General features: G+C 73.7%; 26 protein-coding genes and 1 tRNA gene. 11 read left to right on the top strand and 16 right to left on the bottom strand.

All coding sequences use genetic code 11. From position 1 onward, the window contains the following. The first annotated feature begins 342 nt into the window (after positions 1 to 342). The 7 genes from AC067J_RS07915 to AC067J_RS07885 all read left to right on the top strand — a co-directional run bounded on the left by AC067J_RS07915 (position 343) and on the right by AC067J_RS07885 (position 8206). On the top strand, positions 343 to 573 hold the full coding sequence (locus AC067J_RS07915; RefSeq protein ID WP_401002367.1) for a hypothetical protein: 231 nt from the start codon (positions 343 to 345) through the stop codon (positions 571 to 573). Positions 574 to 815: 242 nt separating this feature from the next. After that, positions 816 to 1238, top strand: coding sequence for a plasmid mobilization relaxosome protein MobC (gene mobC / locus AC067J_RS07910; protein ID WP_478297062.1), 423 nt, complete (start codon positions 816 to 818; stop codon positions 1236 to 1238). A 4-nt stretch (positions 1239 to 1242) separates the two neighbouring features. Continuing rightward, complete coding sequence (locus AC067J_RS07905; protein WP_478297061.1) at positions 1243 to 2967, top strand: relaxase/mobilization nuclease domain-containing protein; 1725 nt, start codon at positions 1243 to 1245, stop codon at positions 2965 to 2967. Positions 2968 to 3082: 115 nt separating this feature from the next. After that, entirely contained in the window at positions 3083 to 4288 is a 1206-nt protein-coding gene (locus AC067J_RS07900; RefSeq protein ID WP_478297060.1) for a hypothetical protein, read from the top strand. 171 nt (positions 4289 to 4459) lie between these two features. Next, positions 4460 to 5746 (top strand): MFS transporter, encoded by a 1287-nt coding sequence (locus AC067J_RS07895; protein WP_478297059.1) that lies wholly within the window; start codon positions 4460 to 4462, stop codon positions 5744 to 5746. Between the two features lie 264 nt (positions 5747 to 6010). After that, on the top strand, positions 6011 to 6934 hold the full coding sequence (locus tag AC067J_RS07890; protein ID WP_401002362.1) for a GNAT family N-acetyltransferase: 924 nt from the start codon (positions 6011 to 6013) through the stop codon (positions 6932 to 6934). Between the two features lie 150 nt (positions 6935 to 7084). After that, positions 7085 to 8206, top strand: coding sequence for an ATP-grasp domain-containing protein (locus AC067J_RS07885; RefSeq protein WP_401002361.1), 1122 nt, complete (start codon positions 7085 to 7087; stop codon positions 8204 to 8206). 54 nt (positions 8207 to 8260) lie between these two features. Here the strand turns inward: AC067J_RS07885 and AC067J_RS07880 are convergent. Then, positions 8261 to 8334, bottom strand: a tRNA-Met gene (locus tag AC067J_RS07880). Positions 8335 to 8926: 592 nt separating this feature from the next. Here AC067J_RS07880 and AC067J_RS07875 point away from each other — a divergent pair. From AC067J_RS07875 to AC067J_RS07865, 3 genes are all read left to right on the top strand, one after another. Continuing rightward, positions 8927 to 9292: a hypothetical protein gene (locus AC067J_RS07875; protein WP_401002360.1), complete on the top strand. Its 366-nt coding sequence runs from the start codon at positions 8927 to 8929 to the stop codon at positions 9290 to 9292. Between the two features lie 343 nt (positions 9293 to 9635). After that, entirely contained in the window at positions 9636 to 10190 is a 555-nt protein-coding gene (locus AC067J_RS07870) for a hypothetical protein (protein WP_401002359.1), read from the top strand. Between the two features lie 238 nt (positions 10191 to 10428). After that, entirely contained in the window at positions 10429 to 10608 is a 180-nt protein-coding gene (locus tag AC067J_RS07865; RefSeq protein ID WP_401002358.1) for a hypothetical protein, read from the top strand. Positions 10609 to 10704: 96 nt separating this feature from the next. Here AC067J_RS07865 and AC067J_RS07860 read toward each other — a convergent pair whose 3' ends face one another. Further along, positions 10705 to 11100 (bottom strand): hypothetical protein, encoded by a 396-nt coding sequence (locus AC067J_RS07860; RefSeq protein WP_401002357.1) that lies wholly within the window; start codon positions 11098 to 11100, stop codon positions 10705 to 10707. Positions 11101 to 11470: 370 nt separating this feature from the next. After that, the gene (locus tag AC067J_RS07855) at positions 11471 to 11848 is read right to left on the bottom strand and encodes an SPDY domain-containing protein (RefSeq protein ID WP_401002356.1); all 378 of its coding nucleotides are present in this window, start codon (positions 11846 to 11848) and stop codon (positions 11471 to 11473) included. 211 nt (positions 11849 to 12059) lie between these two features. Here AC067J_RS07855 and AC067J_RS07850 point away from each other — a divergent pair, with 211 nt between their 5' ends. Beyond that, positions 12060 to 13082 carry an HNH endonuclease gene (locus tag AC067J_RS07850; RefSeq protein ID WP_478297058.1) on the top strand — a complete coding sequence of 341 codons (1023 nt, stop codon included), beginning with the start codon at positions 12060 to 12062 and terminating at the stop codon, positions 13080 to 13082. A gap of 104 nt (positions 13083 to 13186) precedes the next feature. Here AC067J_RS07850 and AC067J_RS07845 read toward each other — a convergent pair whose 3' ends face one another. The 13 genes from AC067J_RS07845 to AC067J_RS07785 all read right to left on the bottom strand — a co-directional run bounded on the left by AC067J_RS07845 (position 13187) and on the right by AC067J_RS07785 (position 24457). Continuing rightward, positions 13187 to 14005 carry an SPDY domain-containing protein gene (locus tag AC067J_RS07845; RefSeq protein ID WP_478297057.1) on the bottom strand — a complete coding sequence of 273 codons (819 nt, stop codon included), beginning with the start codon at positions 14003 to 14005 and terminating at the stop codon, positions 13187 to 13189. A 38-nt stretch (positions 14006 to 14043) separates the two neighbouring features. Further along, complete coding sequence (locus AC067J_RS07840) at positions 14044 to 14616, bottom strand: hypothetical protein (RefSeq protein WP_478297056.1); 573 nt, start codon at positions 14614 to 14616, stop codon at positions 14044 to 14046. A gap of 27 nt (positions 14617 to 14643) precedes the next feature. Beyond that, positions 14644 to 15429, bottom strand: a complete 786-nt coding sequence (locus AC067J_RS07835; RefSeq protein ID WP_401002352.1) for a DUF317 domain-containing protein — start codon at positions 15427 to 15429, stop codon at positions 14644 to 14646. A 373-nt stretch (positions 15430 to 15802) separates the two neighbouring features. Further along, entirely contained in the window at positions 15803 to 17278 is a 1476-nt protein-coding gene (locus tag AC067J_RS07830; RefSeq protein ID WP_478297055.1) for a DUF317 domain-containing protein, read from the bottom strand. Between the two features lie 29 nt (positions 17279 to 17307). Further along, a complete protein-coding gene (locus AC067J_RS07825) occupies positions 17308 to 18228 on the bottom strand; it encodes a hypothetical protein (protein ID WP_478297054.1) in 921 nt (306 codons plus the stop codon). Between the two features lie 39 nt (positions 18229 to 18267). Next, positions 18268 to 18858, bottom strand: a complete 591-nt coding sequence (locus tag AC067J_RS07820; protein WP_478297053.1) for a hypothetical protein — start codon at positions 18856 to 18858, stop codon at positions 18268 to 18270. 209 nt (positions 18859 to 19067) lie between these two features. Continuing rightward, positions 19068 to 19475, bottom strand: a complete 408-nt coding sequence (locus tag AC067J_RS07815) for a hypothetical protein (RefSeq protein WP_478297052.1) — start codon at positions 19473 to 19475, stop codon at positions 19068 to 19070. Then, positions 19472 to 20026 carry a hypothetical protein gene (locus AC067J_RS07810; protein ID WP_478297051.1) on the bottom strand — a complete coding sequence of 185 codons (555 nt, stop codon included), beginning with the start codon at positions 20024 to 20026 and terminating at the stop codon, positions 19472 to 19474. The genes AC067J_RS07815 and AC067J_RS07810 overlap by 4 nt, the downstream gene beginning before the upstream one ends. Positions 20027 to 20244: 218 nt before the next feature. Continuing rightward, positions 20245 to 21174 (bottom strand): DUF4259 domain-containing protein, encoded by a 930-nt coding sequence (locus AC067J_RS07805; RefSeq protein WP_478297050.1) that lies wholly within the window; start codon positions 21172 to 21174, stop codon positions 20245 to 20247. A gap of 34 nt (positions 21175 to 21208) precedes the next feature. Continuing rightward, positions 21209 to 21751 carry a hypothetical protein gene (locus AC067J_RS07800; protein WP_478297049.1) on the bottom strand — a complete coding sequence of 181 codons (543 nt, stop codon included), beginning with the start codon at positions 21749 to 21751 and terminating at the stop codon, positions 21209 to 21211. Beyond that, entirely contained in the window at positions 21748 to 22479 is a 732-nt protein-coding gene (locus AC067J_RS07795; RefSeq protein WP_478297048.1) for a hypothetical protein, read from the bottom strand. Before AC067J_RS07795 ends, AC067J_RS07800 begins: the two co-directional genes overlap by 4 nt. Positions 22480 to 22547: 68 nt before the next feature. Then, positions 22548 to 23237 (bottom strand): HAD family hydrolase, encoded by a 690-nt coding sequence (locus AC067J_RS07790; protein WP_478297047.1) that lies wholly within the window; start codon positions 23235 to 23237, stop codon positions 22548 to 22550. After that, positions 23234 to 24457 carry an MFS transporter gene (locus AC067J_RS07785; RefSeq protein WP_478297046.1) on the bottom strand — a complete coding sequence of 408 codons (1224 nt, stop codon included), beginning with the start codon at positions 24455 to 24457 and terminating at the stop codon, positions 23234 to 23236. The genes AC067J_RS07790 and AC067J_RS07785 overlap by 4 nt, the downstream gene beginning before the upstream one ends. Positions 24458 to 24478: the final 21 nt, after the last annotated feature.

Raw genomic sequence — 24478 nt, 5'->3', positions numbered from 1 at the left:
GCGGTCCGGGCGTGGACGGTCCGGGCTCTCGGTCCGGCGGTCCGGGCGTGGACGGTCCGGGCTCTCGGTCCGGCGGTCCGGGCGTGGACGGTCCGGGCTCTCGGTCCGGCGGTTCCGACCCGGAGGAGATGTTGCGGATCGGCCGTGAAGCCGCAGCGAGGGCCGGACGGATCACCCGCGCAGTCGTGGCCACCGCCATTCGCGAGAGCGGGTTGCCTGTGTCCAACCAGGTGGCCGGCGAACTCGTCCAGCAGCTGCGCAGCGACAAACCCCCGCCACCGCATCGGTGACCGCGGACCCCACAGCCTCATCAACCCCACCCCAACCCCCTGGAGACACCTCATGAGCAACGCCGTCCTCGCCGACACCGACCTCGTCGCCGACTTCCTGACCGTTCTCGCCAGCCGCGGCCACCTCCACAGCGCCACGCCGGCGGGCGACGGCCGTTGGACCGTCCGCCGTACGGCCAACAGCCAGGCCCAGCAGCTCACCAGCGACCAGGTGGAGGAGCTGGTGATGGACCACCTGGCCGTCGCGTTCGCTGCTCGGGGCCTGGCCAACGACGACTTCTAGCGGCCCCACCATGGGCCGACACCGCTGGCCCGAGCACGACGAAGCCCTCGCCCGGACGGGTTGCCACCTACGGCGGAGCGAGCTAGTGCCGTGGACCGTCCTATCGGACGGTCCACGGCGCACGCCCCGCCCAAGGGGGCGGGGAAGCCGAAGCCGGGCCGAGCGGGGGCGCTCGACTCGACTTCGACTCGCCGAAGCCAGGGGGCATCGGCAAACAGGACCAACTGACAGGAAGACCACCGATGACAGCCGCTGCCGACGACGAGCCGAGCACCGTTCGCCGCCCGCGCCGCCGCTTCCACGAGCCGCAGCAGCGCCAGCGCAAGCTGACCGTCCGTCTGAGCCTGTCCGAAGAGTCCGAGATCAAGAGCGCCGCCGTCGAGCGCGCGCAGACCGCCGCCCGCTTCGTCGCCGCCGCAGCACTCGCCGCTGCCCGCCGCAGCACCGTCCTCGACCCCGACGACCGTCTCGACCGATCGCTCGACGAGCTCGCCGCCGCGCGCCGGCAGACCGCCCGCGTCGGCAACAACTTGAACCAGATCGCCCGCGAGCTGAACTCCGGCGGCCTGCCGAACCCGGCCGACCTGGTCGCCGCCCTCGCCGCCGTACGCACGACGGTCACCGCCATCGACACCGCCTCGGCCAAGCTCCTGAAGGACCGCTGACCGCATGGTGCCGAACATCGTCATGGGCTCGAAGACCTACGGACTGCTCGCCTACCTCTACGGGCCGGGCCGCCGCGACGAGCACACCGATCCGCACCTGGTCGCCTCCTTCGACGGCTTCGCCCCCGACCCCGGCCGAGACGCAGACGCCTCGCTCAAGCAGCTGCAGTCCGTGCTCGACATGCGGGTCGACCAGCTCGGCCGCGCCCGCAGGCCCGCCCAGCACGTCTGGCACTGCTCGGTGCGCACCGCCCCGGACGACCGGCTCCTGACCGAGGAGGAGTGGGCCGAGGTCGCCCGCCGGGTCGTCGCCGCCACCGGCATAGCCGCGGACGGCGATCCGGAGGGCTGTCGGTGGGTGGCGGTCCGTCACGCCGCCGACCACATCCACATCGTCGCCACCACGGTCCGCGGGAACCTCACCCAGGCCCGCCTGCGCAAGGACTATCCCCGGGCCCAGGCCGAATGCCGCAAGATCGAGAAGGAGTGGGGGCTGCGGCAGCTCAACCCCGGCGACGGCACAGCGGCCAAGGAACCGACGAACCGCGAGAAGCACAAGGCCCAACGCCTGGGCGAGGAGGACACGAGCCGCCAGCGGCTGCGCGACGCCGTCCGCCAGGCGCTGGCCGGCGCACGCGGCGAGGAGGAGTTCTTCGCCCGGCTGGAGGCCACAGGCGTGCTGGTCAACCGGAAGACCGGGCCGTCCGGCGACACCCTCGGATACAGCGTCGCCCTGGTCGGCGAGCGCGACAGCGCGGGAGAGCCGGTGTTCTTCGGCGGGTACCGGCTCGCCCCGGACCTGACGCTGCCCAGGATCCGCCGCCGCCTCCAGGTGCCGCTCGACGACCGCACGGCCGACGACCAGAGCACCGCCCCGGCGGGCGGCGGACGGACGCCCACCGGACGCCGCTCCCCGGCCGCGACCGCGCGACTGCGGGCGGCCGACGCGGCCGCCGACGCCCTCGACGTGCTCGACGGCGAGACACCGGCCGATGCCGCCGCGGTGACCGAGGCGACCGGAGAGGTCCTCGACGCGCTCGCCGCCACCGCCCTGCCCGGGCAGAAACAGCAACTGCTCGCCGCCGCCCGCGCCTTCGAGCGGGCCTCCCGGTCGCACGTGCGCGCGGCCAACTCCTCCGCCCGCTCGGTGCGCAGCGCCGCCCGCGCCGTGCTGTCCGGCGGCTACAGCGGCAACCGAGGTCCGGACGGCTCGGCCGCGGCCACCCTGCTGTCGGTGCTGGTCCTGCTCGTCATCGCCGCCGGCCGGTGGCACGCCGAGCGCGGCCACCTCCAGCAGGCCGCCGCCGCACGGCAGACGGCCGACCACCTGCGCGCCGCCTACCGGCAGGCCGCTGCCCGGCCGATGGCCGTCCTGCAGGAACGCGGCCGGGCCCTGCCGCCCCGGGTGCGCGAGCGCCAGGAACAAGCCGTTCGCCGGGCGGTGCCGGGCGAGGGCGCGCACCGCCTGCTGGCCGCGCCGGAGTTCGACGCGCTCGCCGCCGCGCTCGCCGAGGCCGAGGCGGCCGGGCACGACCCGAAGACGCTGCTGGAGCGTGCCCGCTCATGGCGGGAGCTGGACAGCGCCGACTCGGAGACCGCGGTGCTCACCTGGCGGGTGCGGCACATCGCCAAGCTGCCCCACCCCGCCGGCGCAGACGGAGCCCGGCCCGGCCCGGTCGGCGCCCGCACGGCGCCCGCCGCCCCCGCCGACCCTCGACGGCGCCGCTGACCCGGCCGCCGACGGACGCCACCAGGGCTCCGTCGGCGGCCGATCCACCACCCCCGGCCCGGCCGCCCAGCCCTGTGGCCAGTTCCCCGACGACACCCGACCAGGAAGCGGACTTATGCCCGACGACACCGACCTCTACATCGACCACGCCGACCTGCGCAGCGAAGACTTCACCGCGTTCGAGAAGCTGCTCGCCGCCCACCGCGACCGCATCCCCTGGACGGACCCCGACTGGGAATCGGTCATGTTCGCCGGCCACGTCAGCGACGGAAAGTGGCACGAGCCGAACGCCCTGTTCACGCCGTCGCGCCGTTCCTTCGCGTGGGCGGCGTCGGCCGGGGCGAAGTCCGCGCTGGTGTACTTCGACGAGGACGGCCGGGCCCTGCCCGACCGGCCCCGCGGCCCGGCACCCGATTCCCCGCTCGCCACCCATCTGACCGATCGCCTGCCGACCTGGTCCGCCGAACCGTGCCATCTCGCCCCCGGCCGCGATCTCGCCGACCTCCAGGACCAGACCTGGGGTTGGAGGGCGCCGTGGACCACCACGGTCGCCCCGCACGACGCCGCCCTCCTCACCGGACCGGGCGGCGAACGGCTCCTCGCCGTGCAGATGGGCGAGGACTCCCCGCTCACCGTGGGAGCCGCGGTCCCCGAAGGCCTGGGCGGGTACAACCTCGGCTCCGTCCGGCGCCCCGGCACCGTGTCCGTCCCCTCGGGCGCGACCCCGACCGCCCTTTCCGCCGCGATCAACGACACCCTCGCACCGCAGTACCGGCGGGCGCTGTGGGAGGCCCGGACCGTCGTGCTGGGCTTCGCCGCCGAGGACATCCGGGACCTGGGCGCCACCCGCACCCGGGGACTGTGGAGCCACGTCGAGGTCCTTCTGGCCAACGGACCACACCTGCTCGCCGGCATCCGGGCCGCCACCGTCGCCGACGACCACCTCGACCCGGCCGTCGGACCGCAGCTGCCAACACTGCACACCACGGCGGACGCTCTCACCCGCCTCCAGGAGATCCGGACCACCTGGGAGGAGGCCACGCCCCCCGGGACCGGCGCCGAGTCCGCCCCGGAGCGGCGCCGCCTCGAAGAGCTGCGCGACCACCAGGCCAGGCCCTACGCCCTGCAGCTCGCGAACGGACCGCTGCCGGACCTGGCCGCGCACGTCACCGCGAGGATCGGCGCACCCGTCCCGGACCCGGACGCGACAGCCAGGGCGGCGCGCGCCCGCTCCACCCGCAGCCCCGCCCCCACCTCCCCGCCGACCGGGGCCGCCCCGGCCACCACGCCGCAACCCGGCCCACGGCGCCCCACCCGCTGAACCGCTACGCGCCGACAGCGCGCACCGCCCACCACCAGGGCGAGGCCCACACGCCGCCACCGACCAGCCCGGTCACCCCCGCCGGACCACGACGGCGCCGAGGACCCGGCCACCGACGGCTTCGCCGGCCTCCGGCCCACCACCCCACCGCGCCCGACCAGGGAGACCGCCTTGCCCCGTCCGACCGCCGCAACCCGCCGCTACCGCCCAGCCGGCGCGGCCGAGCGCGACTGGCTGCTGCGCTGCTACCTCCTGCGCGCCACCGACTCCCTCGCCGCAGCCGTCGTGATGTACGCCGTGCCGCTGCTCGTCCTCACCCTCACCCACTCCCCAGCCTGGGCCGGGCTCGCGTTCCTCCTGGAGTGGCTGCCGCGCCTGCTCGCCATCGCGGGCGCGGGCCCGATCATCGACCGCCGAAGCCCGCGCGTCGCCGTCCTGACGACCAGCCTGCTGCGGGCGGGCGCCGCCCTCGCCACCATCGCCGGCCTGGCCGCCGGAGCAGGCCCCTGGCTGGTGCTGGCCTTCGGCGTCACCGCGGGCATGCTGGCCGAGGCGAGCTTCCTGGCGAACGAGGCCGTCGGCGCCGAGGCCAGCCGCCGCGCCAGCGACCGCGCCCACCGGGTGCAGGCCGTCCTCACCGGCACCGACCAGGCCGCGCTCCTGATCGGCCCGCTGATCGGCGGATTTCTCCTGCTTGCCGGACCCGCCCTGCTGCTGGCCGCCGTCGCCGTCCTGTCCACCGTCACCGCGACCGTCGCCGCCACCGTGCGCACCCACCACCCGCGCCTGCACCTCGTCACCGCCGAACCCGCGGCCCGGCACCCGCTCGCCGCCCTCGCCACCGGCCTCGGCACCCTGCGCCGCGCCCCTGCGCTGGCCTGGCTGGTCGGCGCGCTCGCCTGCGTCAACCTCGCCAGCGGGCTCCTGCAGGTGTCCGCACCGATCACCGTCACCCGCACCCTGGACCACACCAGCGCGGCAGTCGGCCTGGTGTGGAGCATCGCCGCCGCCCTCTCGCTGGCCGCCGTCGCCACCGCCCACCGCGCCATCGACCGGTGGGGCCTGCTCGCCGTCGGCACCGCCTCGGCCGCCGCCATGTGCGCCGCCACCATCGCCAGCGCCCTCGCACCCAACCTGGCCCTCTACACCACCACCGTCGCACTGCTGATGGCCGGCGAGGGCGCGGTCACCGTCGTCCTGCGCACCGCCCGCACCCGGCTCATCCCCGAACGGGACTTCGCCGCCACACTCGCCACCACCGTCCTGCTCATCCTCGCCCCGCTCCCACTGGCCGGGCTGCTGGTCGCGCTCTGGCCCGCCGACCACCTGCGCGTGCTCATCGCGACCGCCGGACTGGTCGTCGCGGCCGGCACCTGGGCCTGCTTCCGGGGACTTCGCGCCCACCGCACCGCCTGGGAGCACCACGACGACGCCGAACAGCACCTGAAGGCCGCCTGACCAGCACAGCCTCCAGGCCAACCCGTACGCCGACCCTCGGAGCGACACATCACCCACACCCCCACCGACCACGGCTACGAGCGCACCCGCGCCCTCGGCGTCTGGTACGACACCATCGACGACGCCCCCGGCGACGACCACCGCGCCTCCCACCCCTCCCGGACCCGGCAGTGGACCGCCGCCTGGGAGCACGTCAGCACCGAGCAGATCGACGCCCACCGCCACCTGCACGTCACCGACCTCGACGCCGCCGTCACCGAGACCGTGCCGTACTTCCTCGTCGGCGCCGACGGCTGCCCGTACTGGACCAGCCAGGAAGTCGACGCGGGGGTTGCACCCGTGTGGCCCGGGCCCGTCCTGTACTCCGGCAGTCCCCACGGCCAGTACGGCGGTGCCGGAGCCGCCACCGACCGGACGGCCGCGGTGGCCGCCCGCGCGGGCCTCGACCTCGCCGCGGAGCTCGGCGCCCGCGCCGTCGTCTACCCCGGTCTCGACACTGACCAGGCGAAGCGGCTCGCCGCCGCCGGTCGGCGCCAGGGCACCGCGCACGTCCTCGACCTGGCCACCGACGTCGCCCACGTCCGCGACCTCGACCCCGGCGTGGGGCTCGACCACTGGTGGGCGAACACCCCCGCCAGCCACCGGCGGGACATCCGCCGCCAGTGGCGGCGCGGCACCGAGGCCGGACTCGCACTCCATCCTCTGGCCGGGAAGCGGATGCTGCCCCACCTGGAGGAGTTCACCCGACTCGCCGTCGGCACCGCCGAGCGCCACGGCTGCCCGCTGTACGGCCGGGACATGTTCGAGCGCCTTGCCGAGGTGCCAGGGGCCGTCCTCCTCGCTGCCCGCACCGACGGCCACCTCGTCGGCGGCCTGTACAGCTGGCTCCACGACGACCGCCTGTACCTCTGGGCGTCCGGCATCGACTACCAGCACCCCCTCGGCCGCCTGGCCTACACCTGGCTGATGACCGAGGCACCCCGCTGGGCCCTGGAGCAGGGCGCCCGACACATCGACGCCGGGCGGGCCAACTACCAGGCGAAGAGACGCCTCGGGTACCAGCCGCACGTCCTGCGCACCGTCGTGCACCTGCCCGCCCACGACCCCGCCACCGCGAAGGCGCTCGCCGCCCTCTCCCGCAGCCTCGGCGAACAGGCCTTGCACCACCATCCCACCCTGCCCTGGTGACACCTGCCCCGTCCCCGCCCGCCTTCGGAAGGACCCCTCCTGACCAGCACCATCCCCACGCTCCTGCTCGTATCCGCCGGCGACGAGCAGTACAGGCGCTACGCGCTGGAGCAGATCGCCGAGCACCACCGAGTCGTCCTCCTCACCCCGGTGGAGCCGACCTGGGAAGCGCCCTACATCCACGGCCACGAAGTCGCCGACACCACGGACCCGGACGCGAGCCTCGCCGCAGCCGAGCGCCTGGCCGCCGACCACCGCATCGACGGCGTCCTGACCTGGGACGAGTTCGCCCAGCACACCGCAGCCCACCTCGCCTGCCGGTTCGCCACGTTCGGGAACTCCACCGCCACCGCCCACGCCTGCCGCGACAAGGCGGTCGGCCGCGCCGCGTTCGCCGCCTTCAACGTCCCCTCCGCCGCCAGCGTCCGCGCCGACACCCTCGAACAGGCCCGCGCCGCCGCGGCCGGCATCGGGTACCCCGTCGTCCTCAAGCCCGCCGCCGCGGCCGGAAGCATCGGCGTCAGTCTCGCCGCCACCCCCAAGGACCTCCGGACGGCGTTCGACCTCGCCTCCCGGGCGGCGGGCGACCACGAGGACACCACCGGCCGCTGCGGAGTCCTGGTCGAGGAGTACCTCGACGGCCCGGAGATCAGCGTCGAGTGCGTCACCGTCCGCGGAGTGACCACCCCGGTCGCCGTCACCCGCAAGCGCCTCGGCCCGCCCCCCTACTTCGAGGAGACCGGCCACAGCGTCGAAGCCGGCGACCCGCTCCTCGCCGTCGTCGGGCCCGTCGCCGTCCAGGCACTCCACGCGGTCGGCTTCGCCAACGGCGTCTCCCACGTCGAGATGCGCCTGACCGACCGCGGCGGCCCGCGCCTGATCGAAGTGAACGGCAGGCTCGGCGGTGACCTGATCCCGCACCTCGTCCGCGAGGCCACCGGCATCGACCTGCCGCTCGCCGCCGCCGATATCGCGCTCGGCCTGCGCCCCGACGTGACCCCCACCCGCCGCCGGGCCGCCGCCATCCACATGGCCTACGCCCCGGCGGACGGCCGACTCACCCGGGCCGCCGCCCACCCGGCACTACTTCACCAGCACTGGCTGGAACGCCTGGTGTGGGAGCACCGGACCGGTGACCAGGTCCTCCTCCCGCCCGCGGGCAACCTCGGCACCGCCCGTGTCGCTCACCTCGTTGCCACTGCCGCCACCGCCGAGATCTGCCTCCAGCACCTCGCAGACGCCGCACGCCACCTCGACATCACCATCGACTGACAACAAACAAGGCCCGGGGCCGCGCACACTGTGCGCGGCCCCGGGCCTTCGTCGTAGCGGGGACAGGATTTGAACCTGCGACCTCTGGGTTATGAGCCCAGCGAGCTACCGAGCTGCTCCACCCCGCGTCGGTGAACCCGACTGTACGCCACCCCGGGCTACGGGAGAAACGCGATACTCCGCCCAGGAAAACCCGTGCACCACAGCGACTGGCGCGCCACCAGGCCCCATGAGCGAACTCCCGGACGACTGGTCCCCGGCTGACAAGCCGCTTGCCATCGCCGTCTCCGAAGCGACCTGGTGGAACGCCACCGTCGCGCTGACGGTGCGCCGCATGCACGAATAGCCCACCCAGGTCCCTGGATTCGACTCCCAGTAGATCGACGCCCGCACGCTCGCGACGGCCCTGCGCAACGTGCTGGCGGCTGCCACCCTCCAGAAGGACGGACTTCAGCGCGTCTGCATGGCGCTCGGCCAGCAGACCGAGAGCTCCCCATCACGCCACCACCTCGCCGCCCGTGTCGTCGCCGCCCTCACCTCCGCCGGGCTCTCCCTAGGCCAACGACGTGACCGACCGCCTCGCTGGAACGAGAGCCTTCTCGTCCGACGACCCTGACCGGCATCCAGGTGATGCGGATCACCTCGCGAAATTGGACAAAAGTGGAAGAAGATTCGCTCTCTGGGCATTTCACCCTATACATCACGAGAGTTGGGGGCTCCTTGACCACGTCCGACGCCGGCGACGACCGCTACACCCACTTCCGCTTCGGCCACGAGCCGCAGCCGTCCGAGTCTGCCCCCGCCACCCTCGCCGTCCCCCACCCCGGCCCGCTGAACCCCCGTGGGATCCTCATCACCTGCGCCAACTGCGGCGGCGAACGCGACTGGCTCCTCATCCACGTCCACCCCGACCTCGTGTTCGTCCGGTGCCGCTGCGCGCACGAGTGGCGCGAGCGGGACCTGGAGGCCGCGGACGTCGAGGGCTCGCGTGACGAGAGTGGCGACGAGCAGGAGTGGGAGTCGTTCGAGGACATGTACGCCGCGCTCGGGTTCGACGGACTTTTCCGAGGTGCGTATCTCGCCTAACGGGCGGTGCTGCTCCTGGCTGTCCGTTAGGCAGGACCGGCGTCTGCTGCCGTCCTGCCTGTACCGCCGAAGGGCAACCCGGCTCGTCATGGGGGCCAGAAGGACCTGTCGGCCCTCTTCGTGACAGCCCCGGTGCAGTCTGCGGATCTTGGACCAAGACCCTTTCTTGGTTCGATCCTTTGGGTATCGCCAGACCACGCCAGGGGCGGGGAGCCTTTGAAGCACGGGCTCCCCCGCTCCTGGCGGCCGGTGCCCCACCGGCGATACCGTCGGGCCATCCACTGGCCCGACGGGGCCCCGACGTCCGGAGAACACGGGCTTGACCACCTGGCTTGACCCCTGGATGCGGACGCTGATCATCGGCGTCCTCACCGTGCTCGTCACCACCTTCGCCGTCTCCCGATTCAGCCCCCGCCTCGAAGCCCGGGCGGTCCGGATCAAAGCGGCGTGGGCCGACCGGGACACCTTCACCAGCCACGTCCTCACCGTCATCGGCGCGACCGCCCGTCTCTGCGGTACCCCCGTGGGCGATACCCCGGAGCCGCTGCGCGGTCGGATCATGGCCGAGCGCGCGCGCTGGTCGATGCAGGTCGAGGAATCGACGATCTACCTGGTCGACAACGCCGAGCGGTACGCGCTGACCTATCCCAGCCCACTCAACCTCCCGGGCCTCCTTGTCGGAGCGTCCGTCCGAGCGCGCGGCTTGTGGCTCTCCGAGCTGCCGGAGGACGAGCGGGCCCGCGAGGTCAGCGAGGTGTACCAGTTGGTGCACGGGATCTTCCTCGGCACCAGGCGTCACCGCGTCCGCCACCTGGCAGAAAACCGGCAACGCCTATTCGCGCTCCTGAACCCGATTCCGTCAAGCGACGATTCCGGAGAGGCCGTTCCGGCAGCCTGATGAGACATCCATCGCCGAACTCCCGTTCGTCTCGCCAGTTCGCCGCTCTACGGCACAATGCCTAGCGTAGAGAGGACGTGCCGTCAGGTGACAGCGTCCGACGATCCGACGACCCGCGGGGCCGGTGATGACCCTCGGCCGTCCGGAGCTGAAGGTCTTCACCAGCGCCCCTGGGCTTCCAGGCCCCCGCTCTCACCGGCGTGGTCGGCATGTGGGGCGGGGAGCCACGCCGGTAGCGGTGTCCGGCCTCGCGGTGCTCGGCGTCACCGCCCGCCAGACGGCGTCCGGGCTTCGCTCGGAGCAGATGGGCGGATCCCCAGTCGGCTTCCTCCTGCGCGCCGAGCGCCACCTCAAGCCGAGCACCCTGGTGCGCCGCATCGGACGCACGGCGCACCGAGCGTTCGGCACCGGCATCTGAGGCGAGCGCGACGAGAGGGCCGGACCTGGACGGCCACGGGAACAAACACGCAGGGCCCGCACCCACGGTGCGGGCCCTGCGTGTTCTGACTTCCGGTCAGCGGGAGGTGTAACGGACTACGCCGTCGACGGAGTCGGCCGGAGCGACGAGGCCGGCCTGGGAGAGACGGTGCAGGCTCAGGTGGACCGGGCCACGGCGGCGGCCCAGGTGGCGGGCGAGGGCACCGGCGCCGCAGGGGCCGTCGAGGAGGCGAAGACGGTGCAGGACATCGGCGTCGGTGACCTTGTCCCAGCACGACGAGGCGAATCGGAGGCTGAAGACGGCGAGGGCCATGACCGTCCACTGCCCGGACGCGACATGGTGGTACCGGACGGCGTCGTACATCACGACGGCGGCGCAGGCGACGGCGGTCGTGGCGCTTGTGCAGACCCAGGTGAGCACGGCTGCCCTGACGGCGAAGTTGTACGGGCGGGGGCGGGTGGAGGACTTCACGGCGACTCCGGATCGGCGAGGGAGCGGTCGGCGCGGGAGCGGTCGGAGCGGGAGGACGGGGCGGGCGATCCCCGGTCCCGGCACCGCTAGTCTGACGGGCCGCGCTGCTGCGGCATCCGGGCGGTGGTTGTCGCGGCGACCACGGCGCTCTGGAGCCGCCGGAGCTTGATCTGGAGGGCGATCTGCTGGCCGCAGGTCAGGCTGAGCGCGAAGGCCAGGAGCCCGAGGTCGAGGACCGCGCAGACGGCTGCGGTGGCGGCCGTGGAGACGGTGCCGACGACTGCCAGGTAGCGGACGGAGGCGAAGCGGAGGACGAGGTCGGCCCCGGGTGCGGTGGAACTGGAGGTGATGGCGGACTCCTTCGCGAGGCTCAGCGGGCGGGGCGGTCGTGCAGCGCCGTGATCAGGTCGATGACCAGCTCGACCGGGGCCTCGCGGTCGAAGGTCGCCTTCCAGCCGGGGGCGTGGGCCGTGCCGGTGACGGCGATGGTCCAGGTGTCGGCGTTCGGGTCGTCGGGGGCGTAGCCGAGGTAGACGCCGGTGTCGGGGCTGGCCGCATGGAGGCTGCCGCGCGGGTCGATGACCCAGCTCCAGCCTCGGGCCGCGAGGACGTCGGAGATCAGGTACGGGCTGCCGGGTCCGACCAGCCAGGTCCGGTGCTCGACCGGACCGCCCGGCTTGAGGCCGGGAACGGTCGGGGCGGTGGTCGCCACGGTCACGTGGTTGCCTTCCTGTTTGCGGGGAGACATCCATGTTTCCTTGGGTTCAGGGGCTTTGCGTAGTCGATCGTGTCTGCCCCCGGCGAACACCAAGTGCGCATCGGGCGTGGGCAGTTGTCGCACTGCGGGGCGGCACGTGACGGCGCCCTCCGCCGGGTGCGGAGTGGGCCGAAAGCAGCGGTGGTTGTGGGCGGGCTGCGGTACAACGGGGGCTGGTCCGACCGAGGGAGGGGAACGCCTGATGCGAAGGGCGAGCAGCGTTCGTTACGGCCCGGGCGACAACTCGGCGCTGAGGTTCGCGCTGTGGGAGGCGTGGAAGCGCAAGTGCTACTTGTGCAGGAAACCGGTGGAGTTCGACAGCTGCCAGATCGACCACATCATCGCGAAGGATGTCTCCGACGGCCGACTGCGCCACCTCAAGGGGCACTTCGGCCTGCCGGACGGCTTCGACCTGCACGACCCGCACAACCTCGCGCCGATCTGCGCCCCCTGCAACGGGCCGGCCGGCAAGGCCAACACCACCTCCGACGCGCCGGTCGTCCTGATCCAGCTGGACAGGGCGGCCAAGTACCGTCCTGCCGTCGTCGCACGCGTGGAGGGGTTCGGCCGATCCGGCAAGGTCGCCGAACACCTGCTGCAGGTCATCACGACGGACCTGAGCCAACGGGAGGCCCGTGAGGAGTTCTTGGAACTCGCCCCCGCGGTCGTCCAGATCCTGGCGATGGCTGGCGGGTCGGCGGACCACCTGTCGTTCGAACGGCTGGAGATCGAGGTCGACACGTACGGCTCCGAGCAAGGAGTCAACGTCTCCCTCGACGAGCGGGGCCGGAGGGCCAAAGCTCTGCTCGCGGAAGTCTGCGAGGCAGATCTCGGCTCCGCCCTGCGGGGGCCCGTCGTACAACTGCTGCGCGAGGTCGACACACGCGTCGTGAAGGACCTGCAGTCCCTGCACGAGGACAACCCGTTCTGCGCCGGCCCGCCCGTGAGCGACTGGTTCGTCGTCGACGTGGAATCGCTCGACTTCCGGCGGGAAGGCCGGTTCGTGGAGTTCACCGTCCGCGGAGCCTTCGAGGGCAGCCTGTCGGCGTCCTTGACGCGCAGCGATTCACGGGGCGACGGGCTGGAGGATCTCCAAGGTGATGTGGTGGTCGCTGGCAGCTTCTCGACCTCGATGTTCTGGGACCTCGCCGCTGCGCTGTCCGGCCTCGAAGCGGGGGACTGCCTGATCGACGAGTGGAAGCTCGACACCTTCTCCCTGCTCTGATCAACCGGGACGGCAGCCCGGGCGGAGGGCGGTCCCCTGATCGGGGGGAGGCGAGAGTCGTCGGAGTACTGCGACCGAGTCCGTCGGCAGGACGCCCGGTTCACCTACCGCGAGAACGCCGGTCGGATCCCGCCGCGGACGAAGGCCGGGCCGGACTGGGCCGAGACGGAGGGTTGGGCCGAGCGGATCAAGGGGGAGCCGGCGTGGGCTGCCAGTGCACGGCTGCTGCCGCGTACGGGAGCGACCGGGGTCACGGTGGCGCACACCGGAACATGCCTGAGATCGCTGCCCTCGCGGCGGACCGGGGCCGGGTTCACGACGGCGCCGTAGAGGCCGACGACCAGGCGCGTCGGGGTGGCGGATGACGCGGTGATCCACCAGCGTTGCTCGTCCGTACCGCCGTTGACGATCCAGCGGGCGCTGGTTCCCGCCAGTTCGCTCGCGCGGTCCAGGTCGCCGGGGATGTGGTGAACCTCGGCGTAGCCGTCGGGGGACTGCGAGAATGCGTGGGGAAGCCGCTCGTCCTCGACGGTGCTCCAGCCCGCGGCGACCAGGGTCTCGCCGAAGGCGACCGGATGGTTGTCCGTCAGGTAGGCCGCAGGGCCCTCTGCGTGCACGCTGGCGAGAGCGCTGGCGAAGTCGGCCACGATCTCGGCCGGCGTGTGGTCGCTCATCGTGACGAGCCACGCGGCCTCTCCGTGGAACGGGTCGCCGGCCGCGGTGGCCTTCCACAGCGGGCCCGGCGTCTCGGGGAGGAACCCGAAGCGGATGCGCAGGTCGGGACTGGCGAGGTAGACGTTGGCGACGTCGTCGCCACCGTGGAGCCACCGGGCGGTGGCGAGGCGCTGCAACGCGGTGTCGGGCATACCCGCGCCGGGGGCGAGGTGGCGCGGGGCGACGTGGTACTCCCGCGAGGCGTTCAACGGGTGGTGCGGGGAGGACGGGTCGGGGGCCGGGGCGGTCAGGGGAGCCTCCTGGAGGGCGGTGTCGTCGGTGTGCTGGAGGCCGGCCGGGGAGAGGGAGCGGCGGTCGGCGGGCCGGCTGTTGCCCGCCTCGCTGTCGGGTGCGTGGCGAGGGCCCGCACGGAGGCGGCCTGGCGGTAGGCGCGGATCATGGTGGGTGTGTGGGAGGCCCACACGGTCATCTCGTGCCACACCTCCGCAGCGGTCTCCTCGCGCGACAGGGAGCGCTGGAGGTGCGAGTTGTCGCGAATGGTCGCGTGGGCCGAGACATAGGCGCCGAACAGCTCGCTCCTGCCGTGCTTCAGGAGGTCCGCCTGCGCGGGGGCTTCGGTCGCGGGACGAATGTGGAAGAGGAAGGCGGCACCGTACGTGAGGATCTGCGTGAAGTGCTGGTAGGCGGCGAGGTCGCGTTCGACGATGCGGGCGCCCCAGCCCTCGGTGTCGACGATGGCGCCGCTGTCGTCGCAGAACGAGTCGTTGACGGCGTCCCAGGCGTCCATGGCCTGCTGGATCCCTCGGGCGGCCTCTTCGACCACGGCGACGGCCACGGCGGCCTGGATGGCGCGGTACATGCTGGGGATTGCGGGTCTCCTTGTCGCTCAACGGGTCCGGTGTCGCGCTTTGGGCGGAGGGCTACCGGCTGCGGTGGTGGCCACGGCGGGGCGCGGCGGTGGTGCCTTGCTGCGCAGGGCTGCGGCAGCGGAGCGGGCCGGTTCGGGCGGTGCGAGCGCGGTGACGACCGCGTAGGGCCAGTGGTGCGGGGGCACGTCCTCGGGGAAGCGGACCAGTGGCTCGGGGGCGGCGACGGCCTGGTACATCGCCGCGACGATCCGGGGCGGGGTCGTGGGCGAGAACCGGGCCGTCCAGTTGCGAGGGCTGTCTCCGGGACCGCCGTGAAGGCTGTATCCGGCCTCCTGGTCGGAGGGGCCGGAGGCGGTGGAACGCACCACGAGGCAGGCGAGGGAGTCCGGGGCTTCGTGGATCCAGGAGGAGCCGGCGGCGTGGGAGAGCCGCCAACCCGGCAGGGGTTCCAAGGCGTCGGGGGCGATGGTGCAGGGGCGTGGCCGGCCGTGGTGACCGGCCGGTTCGTCGCGCACGGCGGTGGCCACAGCGGTCAGGACGGGCAGGAGGATCTCGCCCGGGGTGTTGCGGCTGATGGCCGCGTTCCACAGCGGGCTGTGATCGTCGGCGGTCACCTCGATGGTCAGGGCCGGACCGCGGGTGGCCCACCGGAAGTCGAAGACCCGCGCGGTCGAGCACGGGCTCCGGGCATCCTCGCCGCGGTTCTGCAGAGCCAGGGACCAGCCGTACTGCTCCCGCAGATGCCGCAGCTGCTGGTGGTAGTTCGAGTTCCAGCCTGCGACGTAGCGGGGCGCGACCGCCACGCGGCGATCCCGCTGCTGATCGTCACCGCTCACCGGGCGTTGCCTCGCGGTGCCGCAGGGGGGAGCGGTGGCGGGCGGTGCCGCGCCAGGATGGACGGCCGGGACTGGCCGGGCCGGGGATGCGAGCGCCGCCCGCGCGCGAACGGAGGTGCTGGTCCTGGGCCGGTCCCCGTCGCCGGGATCCGGCACCGGCAGGGCGTGGTCGGCGAGGCGGTACGCGTTGTCCAGGATGTCGGCCTGGGAAATGGCCTCGCGCAGGACTTCGCGGGCGGCTGCACGTCCGTAGGTGTAGATGTCGGGGGCAGGGCTTGGACCGGGCGCCGGTGGCGAGTGCAGGGTGGCCTCCGGGGAGAGCGGGATGTTGGAGTTTTTGTCAGCGCCCCGGGCGGCGGGCGGTGCGGTCGGGCGTCGGCGATGAGAGAACGGCCGTGGTGGACGCCCGGGGGGCTGCGGAGACCGGGGCGGTGCTGCGGCTTCGGGCGGCCAGGGTGGCCGGGGAGCGCGCGGTGGCGGGTGGGCCGATGTGCACGGCGCCGAGGAACTGGGCGGGGATCCGGTCGGGACGGCGGACGACCGGGTCCGGGTCGGTGACGGCGAGCGCCGCGGCCCGTACGAGGTGCAGGGGTGTCAGCGAGGACAGGCCGATACGCCAGTGGTGGCCCGGCGCACCGGTGACATCGATGGACGCTCCCCAGTGGGTGGTGTGCGCCAGAGCGTCGGAGACGGTGGTCGCGGGCGTGAGGAGGCCGTGGGTGATCCGGGCGGTGGCGTGCCCGTCGGGCGCCACCAGATGCAGGTCGGCGTCGTCGGCGTGGGCGATCCACCCGGCCGCGGTCAGTGGTTCGATCGCGTCGCCGACGCTCATGCCGGGGCCGGGAACGAACGTGGCCTCGGTGCTGAGGTCGATGTCGGCGGTCAGCGAGTCGGTGAGGTCCCGCAGCCACGCGGTGGTGATCTCGGACGGCACGGCGCCGCTGAACTCCGTTGTCCAGGCCAGCCGGTGTCCCGGCCCCTGCGGGCCTGCGGACACCTTCAGGTCCTGGCCGGGAGCAGTAGTGACGAGTGCCCGTCCGCAGGAGCTCTCCACCCGCCCCGGCCGGGTCCGGTGCCACAGCGCGGAGGCTGCCGGAAGGGGTGCGGAGCCGGTGCCGGCGCCCGCCAGGCGGCGTGGCGAGACGAGAGCGCGGTGCGCGGTCCACAACGGTGCTGGGTCGGCCGAGACCCGAAGCCTGTGCGCGGTGGACAGTTCGTCGAGAGGCCGGACGGCTGGCCGCAGCAGAGTGGCGGCGGCGGTCTGCAGGAGGACAGCGGGGGTGCGGGAGCTGAAGGTGACGGTCCAGGTGCCCCGTTCGGCCGCGCCGGTCAGCACGGTGGGGGCGTCGTCGGAGCCGAGGGGGCGGGTGAGCGCACCGAGGCGGTCGGGGGCCAGCAGGACCTCGTGGCCGTCCCGGTGCTGCGGTGCCCAGCCGGCCCTGCCCAGGACGCCGAGTGCGGCGTCCTGGCCGGGCATGGCGTACAGGACCTCCTGGGGCTGGTGCTGCAGGGCGTGCGCGAGGGCGTAGAGGACCGCCGCGGCGATCTCGGACGGTGCATGGTCGTCGAACGTGGCCTTCCACCCGGATCGGGTCCAGTGGCGGCTCGGCACGGTGACGTCCCACTGACCCGTTGCCGGTCGCCAGGCGAGATGGGCCTGGCCGTCGGGGCTGGCGAGCAGGACCTCGTCGTCGTCCGTGGGTGGGGGGACGCGCCAGCCGAAGTGGGTGACGAGGTTGAGGCCGAAGTCGGGGGTGCCGCGGCCGGCCAGGTGGAGCGGGCGGACGAGAACATGGTCGGCGGGGGCAGTGGGCACGCGGGGCTTTCTGGTGATCGGCCCGGCGGTCAGCGGCCGGGCACGGAGGTGCGGGAAGCGGTTGCCGTGGGCCGCGCAGGGAGCGCGGCGGCTGCCGGGCTCGCCGAGAGGATCCGGGTGCGAGAGCGGGCGGCTCCGGGTCTCGGCGAGGGCGCAGGTTCGGCGAGGGACTCTGCGGCACGGCGGAGCACGGTGTACTGCTCGGCCGGGGAGCGGGCCGACAGCCGGCGCAGCTGGGCGGGGATACCGGGGTCGAACAGTGAACCGGCGTGAAGTCCTGCGGCGGACAGGAGGGCTTGCACGGCGGCGGCCTCGACCAGCGGTGCCATGTCGTAGTCGAGTTCGACACGGTCGCAGACGTACTCGCCGCCACCGGCCAGGGCCTGCGCCACGTCGTACGACTCGTCCGCGAGGCGTAGTTCGGCGACGAGCAGCAGGGTGCGCACGGCGTGGCGCAGGACGGGCGAGTCGGTGCGGTGACTGCTGAAGGGCAGGTCGGCAGTGGAGTCGATGCCTGCGAGCAGTTGCCGGATTGCCTGGTCGTATCGGGGCAGGAGGCGGTCGGTGACGGCGGAGGCCGCGCGGGCGGGGTCCGGGTCGACCGCGATGCCGTGGGGTGCCAGGTCCGCGTGGTCGTAGGCGGATCCGAGGGCCTCGGGCAGCAGAGCGGCGACGATGTACTGGCTGGTGTGCGGGTGGGGCCGGGGCAGGACGAGCAGCTCGCGCCCGCCGGGGCCGAGCAGGAGCCCGGCGCGGTCGTAGACGACGGTCTGAAGAGCCCAGGAGGCGTGGGCGAGGTCCCACAGCCTGGCGTGCACGTCGTTGCGGGCGTCGCTGGTGGTGAGCGGGGTGGCGGACGGTGTCCACCGGTCGGGCAGCCGGGACGCGAGTGCCTCCGTGAACGCGGCAAGGCTGTGCCGTCCGGGCGCTGCGGTGGGGGAAGTGGTCATGGTGTGGCCTTACGGGCTGATCGTGGCGACGGCGCGGGGTCAGCGGGTGCGGGTGCGGTCCGGGACCGGGGGCGCGGCGGGACGAAGGGTGGGCGCGGTGCTGACGACGGCCCCCGCGGCACTGCGGGAGCTGCCGCGGGAGGCTGCTGCGGCGCGGGCGCTCGGTGAGGTGCGCGGCTGCGGGAGCGGTGCGTCGGGGTCCTGGGTCCAGGTGCGGGCGGCTTCGACGGTGGGGAAGTGGCCTTCGCGCAGGGTGTACGTGTCGTCGTCGACCTGGCGCCGCTCGTGGAAGACCCGTACCGGCAGCTGCGGGTCGTCGGTGCGGGTGTCGGTGGCGATGACCCAGATGTCGTACGGCTCGGTGGTGTACGTGTAGTCGTCGTGGACGGTGAAGCGCTCGGAGCCGGTCTCGCGCAGCAGGTTCTCGATGCGCCGGGTCTCCCGGTCGGCGGGCCCGATGGGGGTGCGGGAGGTGAACCTGTCGGATTCGGCCCCGCGGTCGACGAGCCAGCCCTCGGCCATCGCCACCAGCGGGAAGGGGGCGGATTCGATGGTGAACACGCCTGCGGTCCGGTCGCGTTCGACGTGGACGGCCCGCAGGGACGCGAGGCCCGGGACGTCCTCCCACACGCTGGCGGTGTCGAACGCGACGTAGAAGCTGCTGCTCTGCTCGGCGGTGTGCTGGTCGGACAGGGTGATCAGTTCGGTGGCGATGACGCAGAGATAGTCGGCGGTGTGCTCGCTGGCCGAGTTGCCGGGTTCCAGGTCGCCGATGCCGAAGTCGGCTGCAGTGCTGCTGGGGTGCGTCGGGATGGCGGGGGTCTTCCGGTGGTGGTCGGTCAGCGCCGCCGGACGGGGGTCCGGGGCTGGTCAGTCGCGGAGCGGGGCGCTGCCGCCAGGGGGGCCGGCGCGGTGCGCCGGCCGCGGGCGAGGGCGGCGGAGCGTCTGGCGGTCGTGGCCGGCAGGTCCGCTGCCCGGCGCAGCCAGGCCAGGGCCTCCCAGGCGTCGTCGGCGCGGTGCAGGCGCACGGTGTAGGTGCCGGCCTGTTGGTCGCGGGTGATGCGGGCGGCCAGGACCCTGTGCGGGCCGGTGCCCAGGAAGTTGCTCGCGGCGAGGCCGTGCTCGTGCTCCTGGGCGAAGACGAGGTCGCTGGCGAGCAGGATCCGGGCGTTCGCAAGGTCGTCGACACCGGCCGCCTCCAGGCCCGCCAAGCCGAAGTCGGCCCCGCCGTGCTCGGGGCCGTTCACCGGCCGGTGCGTCGGGACTGAGCGGTCCCGGGAGCAGGGGAGCTGCTCGACGGCGGCAAGGGGTGGTCGGTGTTGGCCGGGGAGAGGCTCCGCGCAGTGGAGGCAGCCACCCGGTCGGCGGGGAAGTAGGTCCGGTGCCAGTCGCCGAGGACGGTGTGCAGGTCGGTCAGGTGCCCGAGGAACTCGACCAATGTCCGGTTGTCGGGCTGATCCCCGTCCCAATTCGTCCGGCTGAAGGTGTCCAGCAGGCGGGCGAAGCCGTGGGAAGCAGCCCTGAGCGGGCCCGGGATCCGCTGCATGGTGGAGACCGCGTCCAGGGCAGCCGGACGACCGGCGATCTCCAGCGCCCGCTCGAGGGTGATCCCGACATGATCCTGCGCGAGTTCGGGAGCGGTGGCGTAGGAGATTCGGAGGGCTGAGAGCCAGACCGGCCACAGCTCGCGGGCAGCCGTGGTCGTGGACTGCCGGCTGATGTCGTATTCACCGGTGTGGGCGAGCAGCCGTGCGTCCTGCAGCCGCTGCAGGTGCCGGCGGACTTCGGTGTCGTCCATGCTGTCCGTGGCGGGCGGGCCGGCGGCCCGGGCAGCGGGGTCCGCGTGATAGTTCACTGCGAGCAGGACCCGGACGGTGCCGGGCGGCGCCAGCAGCTGCAGGGCCTGCTGGGCGTGGTGAGTGGGCTTGCTGGCCAGGTGGGGTCTCCAAGGATCGGGCCGGGCGGAGGCAGGATGGGGCCGAAGCCGGGCCTCAGCGACCGGTTGCGGCGCCGGGCTCATCGGCTCCGTGCTGCTCGCGGTTCGACGGTCGGGGGCGGAGGGGAGGCGGCGGAGGGGCTTTCTGCCGCGGCGGTGGTGCGTGTGCGGGCGGCGACGGTCCGCGGACTCTCCCGCGCCGGGGCGGTCGTCGCCCGGTACAGGTCGAGCAGGGCGGTCAGGTGGCGGTGGCGGTCGGCACGTTGGGCCATGGCCGGGCCGAGGGCCGGGGAGACCGAATAGGCGGGCACGTCGCGCGGGTGGAACTCGCCGCTGGCGCCGAGGGCCACGACGTGGAGCTGGCTGCGCACGGCGTCCAGGGCCTGGAGCGAGAGGTGCGCGGCGGCCTGCACGTCCTTGTGTGCCTGGTCCAGCTCGGCGGCGGCCTCGGTGATCCGGCGCACGAGCTGTCCGGCGGCGCCGTCGGCGCCGTAGCCCGGAAGCGCGCGGATCCGGTCGACCCCGAGCTCCCGGAGGGCTCTGCCGGTTCCGATCTCGTGCCGCAGGAGCGGGCCCGGCGTATAGGCGACGGTATACGGGGTGTCCGGGTCGAGGACGGTCCGCAGGCGCTCCAGGCCTTCCAACCACTGCTCGCCGACCTCTCGCTGCCCGGCGCGGTTCCACGCGTCCATGTCGAACTGCACGGCGGCGAGCACGCGGTCCAGGGCCCGGGCCGCCATCGGACGCAGGCGCTGCGGCAGGTCGGGGACCGGCTGCGTCGGGCGGTAGCCGGAGGAGACAGCGTCCGCACCACCCGGGTAGTGGGCGGCGACGAGGAAGGCCGCCGCGATGGCCTCGTCCCGCAGGCGGTAGCCCTGGCCGCCGGCGAGGTAGCGGGTAAGACGCCCCTCGATGACGGTGTGCCGCTCTTCGGGGAGGGCGTGGTCGACCTCGTCGCCGAACTGCTCGGCGTGGTCGCTGTCGAACGGGCCGATGCCCCAGGTGCCCAACGGGTGGCTCCTCCTCGGTGTGGGCGGCGCGCGCTCAGCGGCGCACACCGCCGGTGCTGGTAGGTGCGGGCGGGCCGGAAGCCGGCAACCGCGAAGGCAGGTGGTCGGCGGCAGGTGCGGCGGGGGCGGCGCCGGTGCGCGACAGCGCGGCCTCGCGGCGCGCGTTGTCGGCAGCGGTGTCGGGGCGTTCGGCCGCCTCCCGGTAGAGGAAGACGGCCATGCCGAGCTGCTCGACGGCAAGGTGGTAGCGCGCGGCACGCGTCTCGATGTCGTTGCCGAGATTGCGCAGCAGGCCCCAGGACTCGACGTCGCGGTGGTCGCCGTTCAGGCTGCGGGTCACGCGTCTGACCACGAGGTCGGCAGCGCGGCGAAGTTCGTCGTCGGCATCGTCCACACGCTGTGCGTGACGTGCGAGGGCCCGTGCCAGGCTGCGCAGTTCACCGGGCTCGGGGTGGCGATCTTCCAGCCCGTAGGTGTCGATGCCCAGGCGTTCCAGGACGATGAGCCGGCCGGCGAAGGCGGGTCTGCCGTCGACCGGGCGGGCGGGCGCCGGGCCGCGGGTCGCAGCGGTGCTCATCGCCCCACCCTGGGGAACTGCTGGATGCCGGCCACCGGCACCAGGGCCGCGCGCTCCGCGGCGGCGACCGGGGAGGCCTGCTGACTGGCGGCACCGACGACCGCGGTATGGAGGCGGGTGCCAGCGGGGGTCAGGCGCAGCTTCTGCCCCTGGTAGAGGCTGGTGCGGGTGTCGGCCTCGACGAGCTTGCGCTTGATCAGGGCAGTGACCGAGACGGCGCTGACGGGCTCGGACGTCGTGACGCGCGCACTGCTGCGAAGGCTGCTCGTCTGGAGGTAGACCCGGCCCCGGGCGACGGCTTCCAGGGCCTTGCGCTGTGCCTCGTTGAGCCTGGCGCTGCGCTGCGTCGCCTCGGCGGTGCGGGCGGTGGCGGGCCCTTCAGGCTGGACAGGCGGAGCGGGCGGCCGGTCGGCAGCAAGGATCTTGTGGAGCTGGGTGAGGGCGTCCAGGTGCTGGTAGAGCTCGGCGCGCCGGGCGCAGAGCAGGTCGAGGGAGAGGGCGCTGCTGCCGATCAGGCCGTGGGCCTGCGGCAGGTCGACGTCGTGGCCGTCGATGACGCGTTGCATGTCGCGGCGGATGGAGGTGGCCAGGGTGACCATGTTGCGCTGGACGTGGTCGAGGCGGATGGCGGTGCTGCGGACCTTGCCGGCAAGGTGGCCGAGCGGGGTGTCCTCGTCGTCGTGCCAGCCGGGTATCGAGACCAGGCGGTCGACTCCGAGTGCCCGCATTGCCAGGGCGGTGCCAACCGCCGTGGGGTCTGCAGCCGGTACGGCGGGGGCAGGTTCGTCCGGCCGGGTCACGCGCACGCCCCGACACGCTCGGACACGACGGCCAGGCCGATCTCGACGGCCTCCTCCAGGGTGTCCACGAGCGGTGCGCCGTCGGTGGCGAGCCGCTGCGCGCTGTGCAGGCCGCCGGTGTGCAGCACGGGGAAGGCACCCACGGCGCGGGCTGCGACGGCGTCGTCGCAGCTGTCGCCGATCACGACCACCCCGGCCGGGTCGGTGTCGGGGCCGAGCGCGCGCAGGTGTGCTGCCAGCGCCGGCGCCTTGCTGGTGACCGAGGGGCCGTGGCGGCCGTCGATGCGGTCCATCAGCGCGCCGATGCCCACGCGGTGGACCTCGCGCTCCAGCCGGTCGTGCGGGGCGAGGGACAGCAGGGACTGGCCGATGCCTCGGGCACGCAGTTGCATCATCAACTGCCGTACGCCCGTGCGCAGCCGCACTGGGCGGGCGTCCAGCACCGCGAGGAACGCGGCGTCGTTGGACTGCCACTCGGCGTCGGTGATCGCGCGCCCCAGCAGCTCGTCGTAGAACGCGCGGATCGGCACACGGTGCTTGGCGCGGTAGTCCTCGACGGTGACGGGCCGGCCGCCGAGGGCCGGAAGAGTGGCGTTGAGCGCGGCGACGTGGTCGGCGACGTCGTCGCGTACCGTGCCGTTCCAGTCCCAGACGACGCGGACCGGTGAGGTGATGCGGTGGGTCAAGCGGACTTCTCCCGAGGGGTATCGGTGCTCGCGAGCAGGTCGGTGCGGGCGAGTAGGACGGCGGCGGCGAGGGCCGCGGCGAGGACTGGGACGGAGGCGACCGCGGTGGGGCCGTGTTCGGCGAGTCGGCTGGCGAGCGCGGTGCCCAGGGCCTGGCCGACGCCGATGACCGCGATCACCCAGGCGGCGGCCTCCGTGGCGGTGCCTGGTGGGGCGAGGCGGTCGGAGAGGATGAACGCGTTCGCCAGCAGCGGTGCGAGGTATAGGCCGGGGCATGCGCTCAGGGCGACCAGCGCGGTGGGCAGCGTGGTGAACGCCAGGGGCGCGAAGAGAATCGCGTACCCGCCTGCGGCGCAGAGCAGTTGTCGCGCGAGCGGCATCGACCAGGGCGAGCGGGCGTAGGCGAGGCCGCCGATCAGGCTGCCGACGGCGAGGGCGGCGGGCAGCAGTCCGGTGAGCCAGCCGCTGGCGTGCCGGTCGGCGAGGGCGACGCCCAGCACGTTGAACGCGCCCAGGTTCACGCCGAGCAGCGTCATGGAGGCGAGCAGGAGCAGCAGGCCCCGGGAGCGGAGCGGGCCCGCCCAGTGGCCGGCGCGCCGCCGGTTCGGCGCCCAGCGGGCCGGGTCCCGGAGAGCGACGGCCAGGGTCCCGGAGGCACCGGCCAGTGCGCACGCGGCCAGCGCCGCGGCGGGCGACAGGAGTTGGCACAGGCCGGTGGCCAGGAGCGGGCCGGTCACGAACACGGTCTCCTGGCTGACGGAGTCCAGCGTGTAGGCGGCGTGCTGGGCGCGGGGGTCGGGGACCAGCCGTGGCCACAGGGCGCGCAGCCCGGCCTCCAGCGGCGGGGTCGCGGCGCCCGCGAGGACGGCGAGTGCGGCGGCGGCCACGGGGTGGTCGGCGCAGCCGATCAGCGCCAGGGCAGTGAACGCGGCGACGGCGACGGCGGCGGACGCGGCGGCGACGGGAGCGAGGAGGGTGCGGTCGACGAGCCGTCCCAGCAGGGGCTGGCCGATCGCGGCGGCAAGGCCGTAGCAGGCGGCGAGCGCTCCGCCGAGGAGGACCGGGCCGCCGTCGGCCCGGACGGCGAGCAGCAGGGCGATCGGCGCCATGGCGGTGGGCAGGCGGCCCACCAGGGTGCCGGCGAGCATGGCGGCGACGTGCGGTCGGGCGAGAACGTCGCGCATCCGCGGGCGGGACGAACGGGCGGGGGTGAGGGGCATGCGGGAGGAGGTGTCTCCTGA

The organism is Kitasatospora sp. NPDC042419 (genome assembly GCF_056437345.1).
Note: the sequence above shows the minus strand (reverse complement) of the source record. Positions and strands in the feature narration are given on the sequence as shown.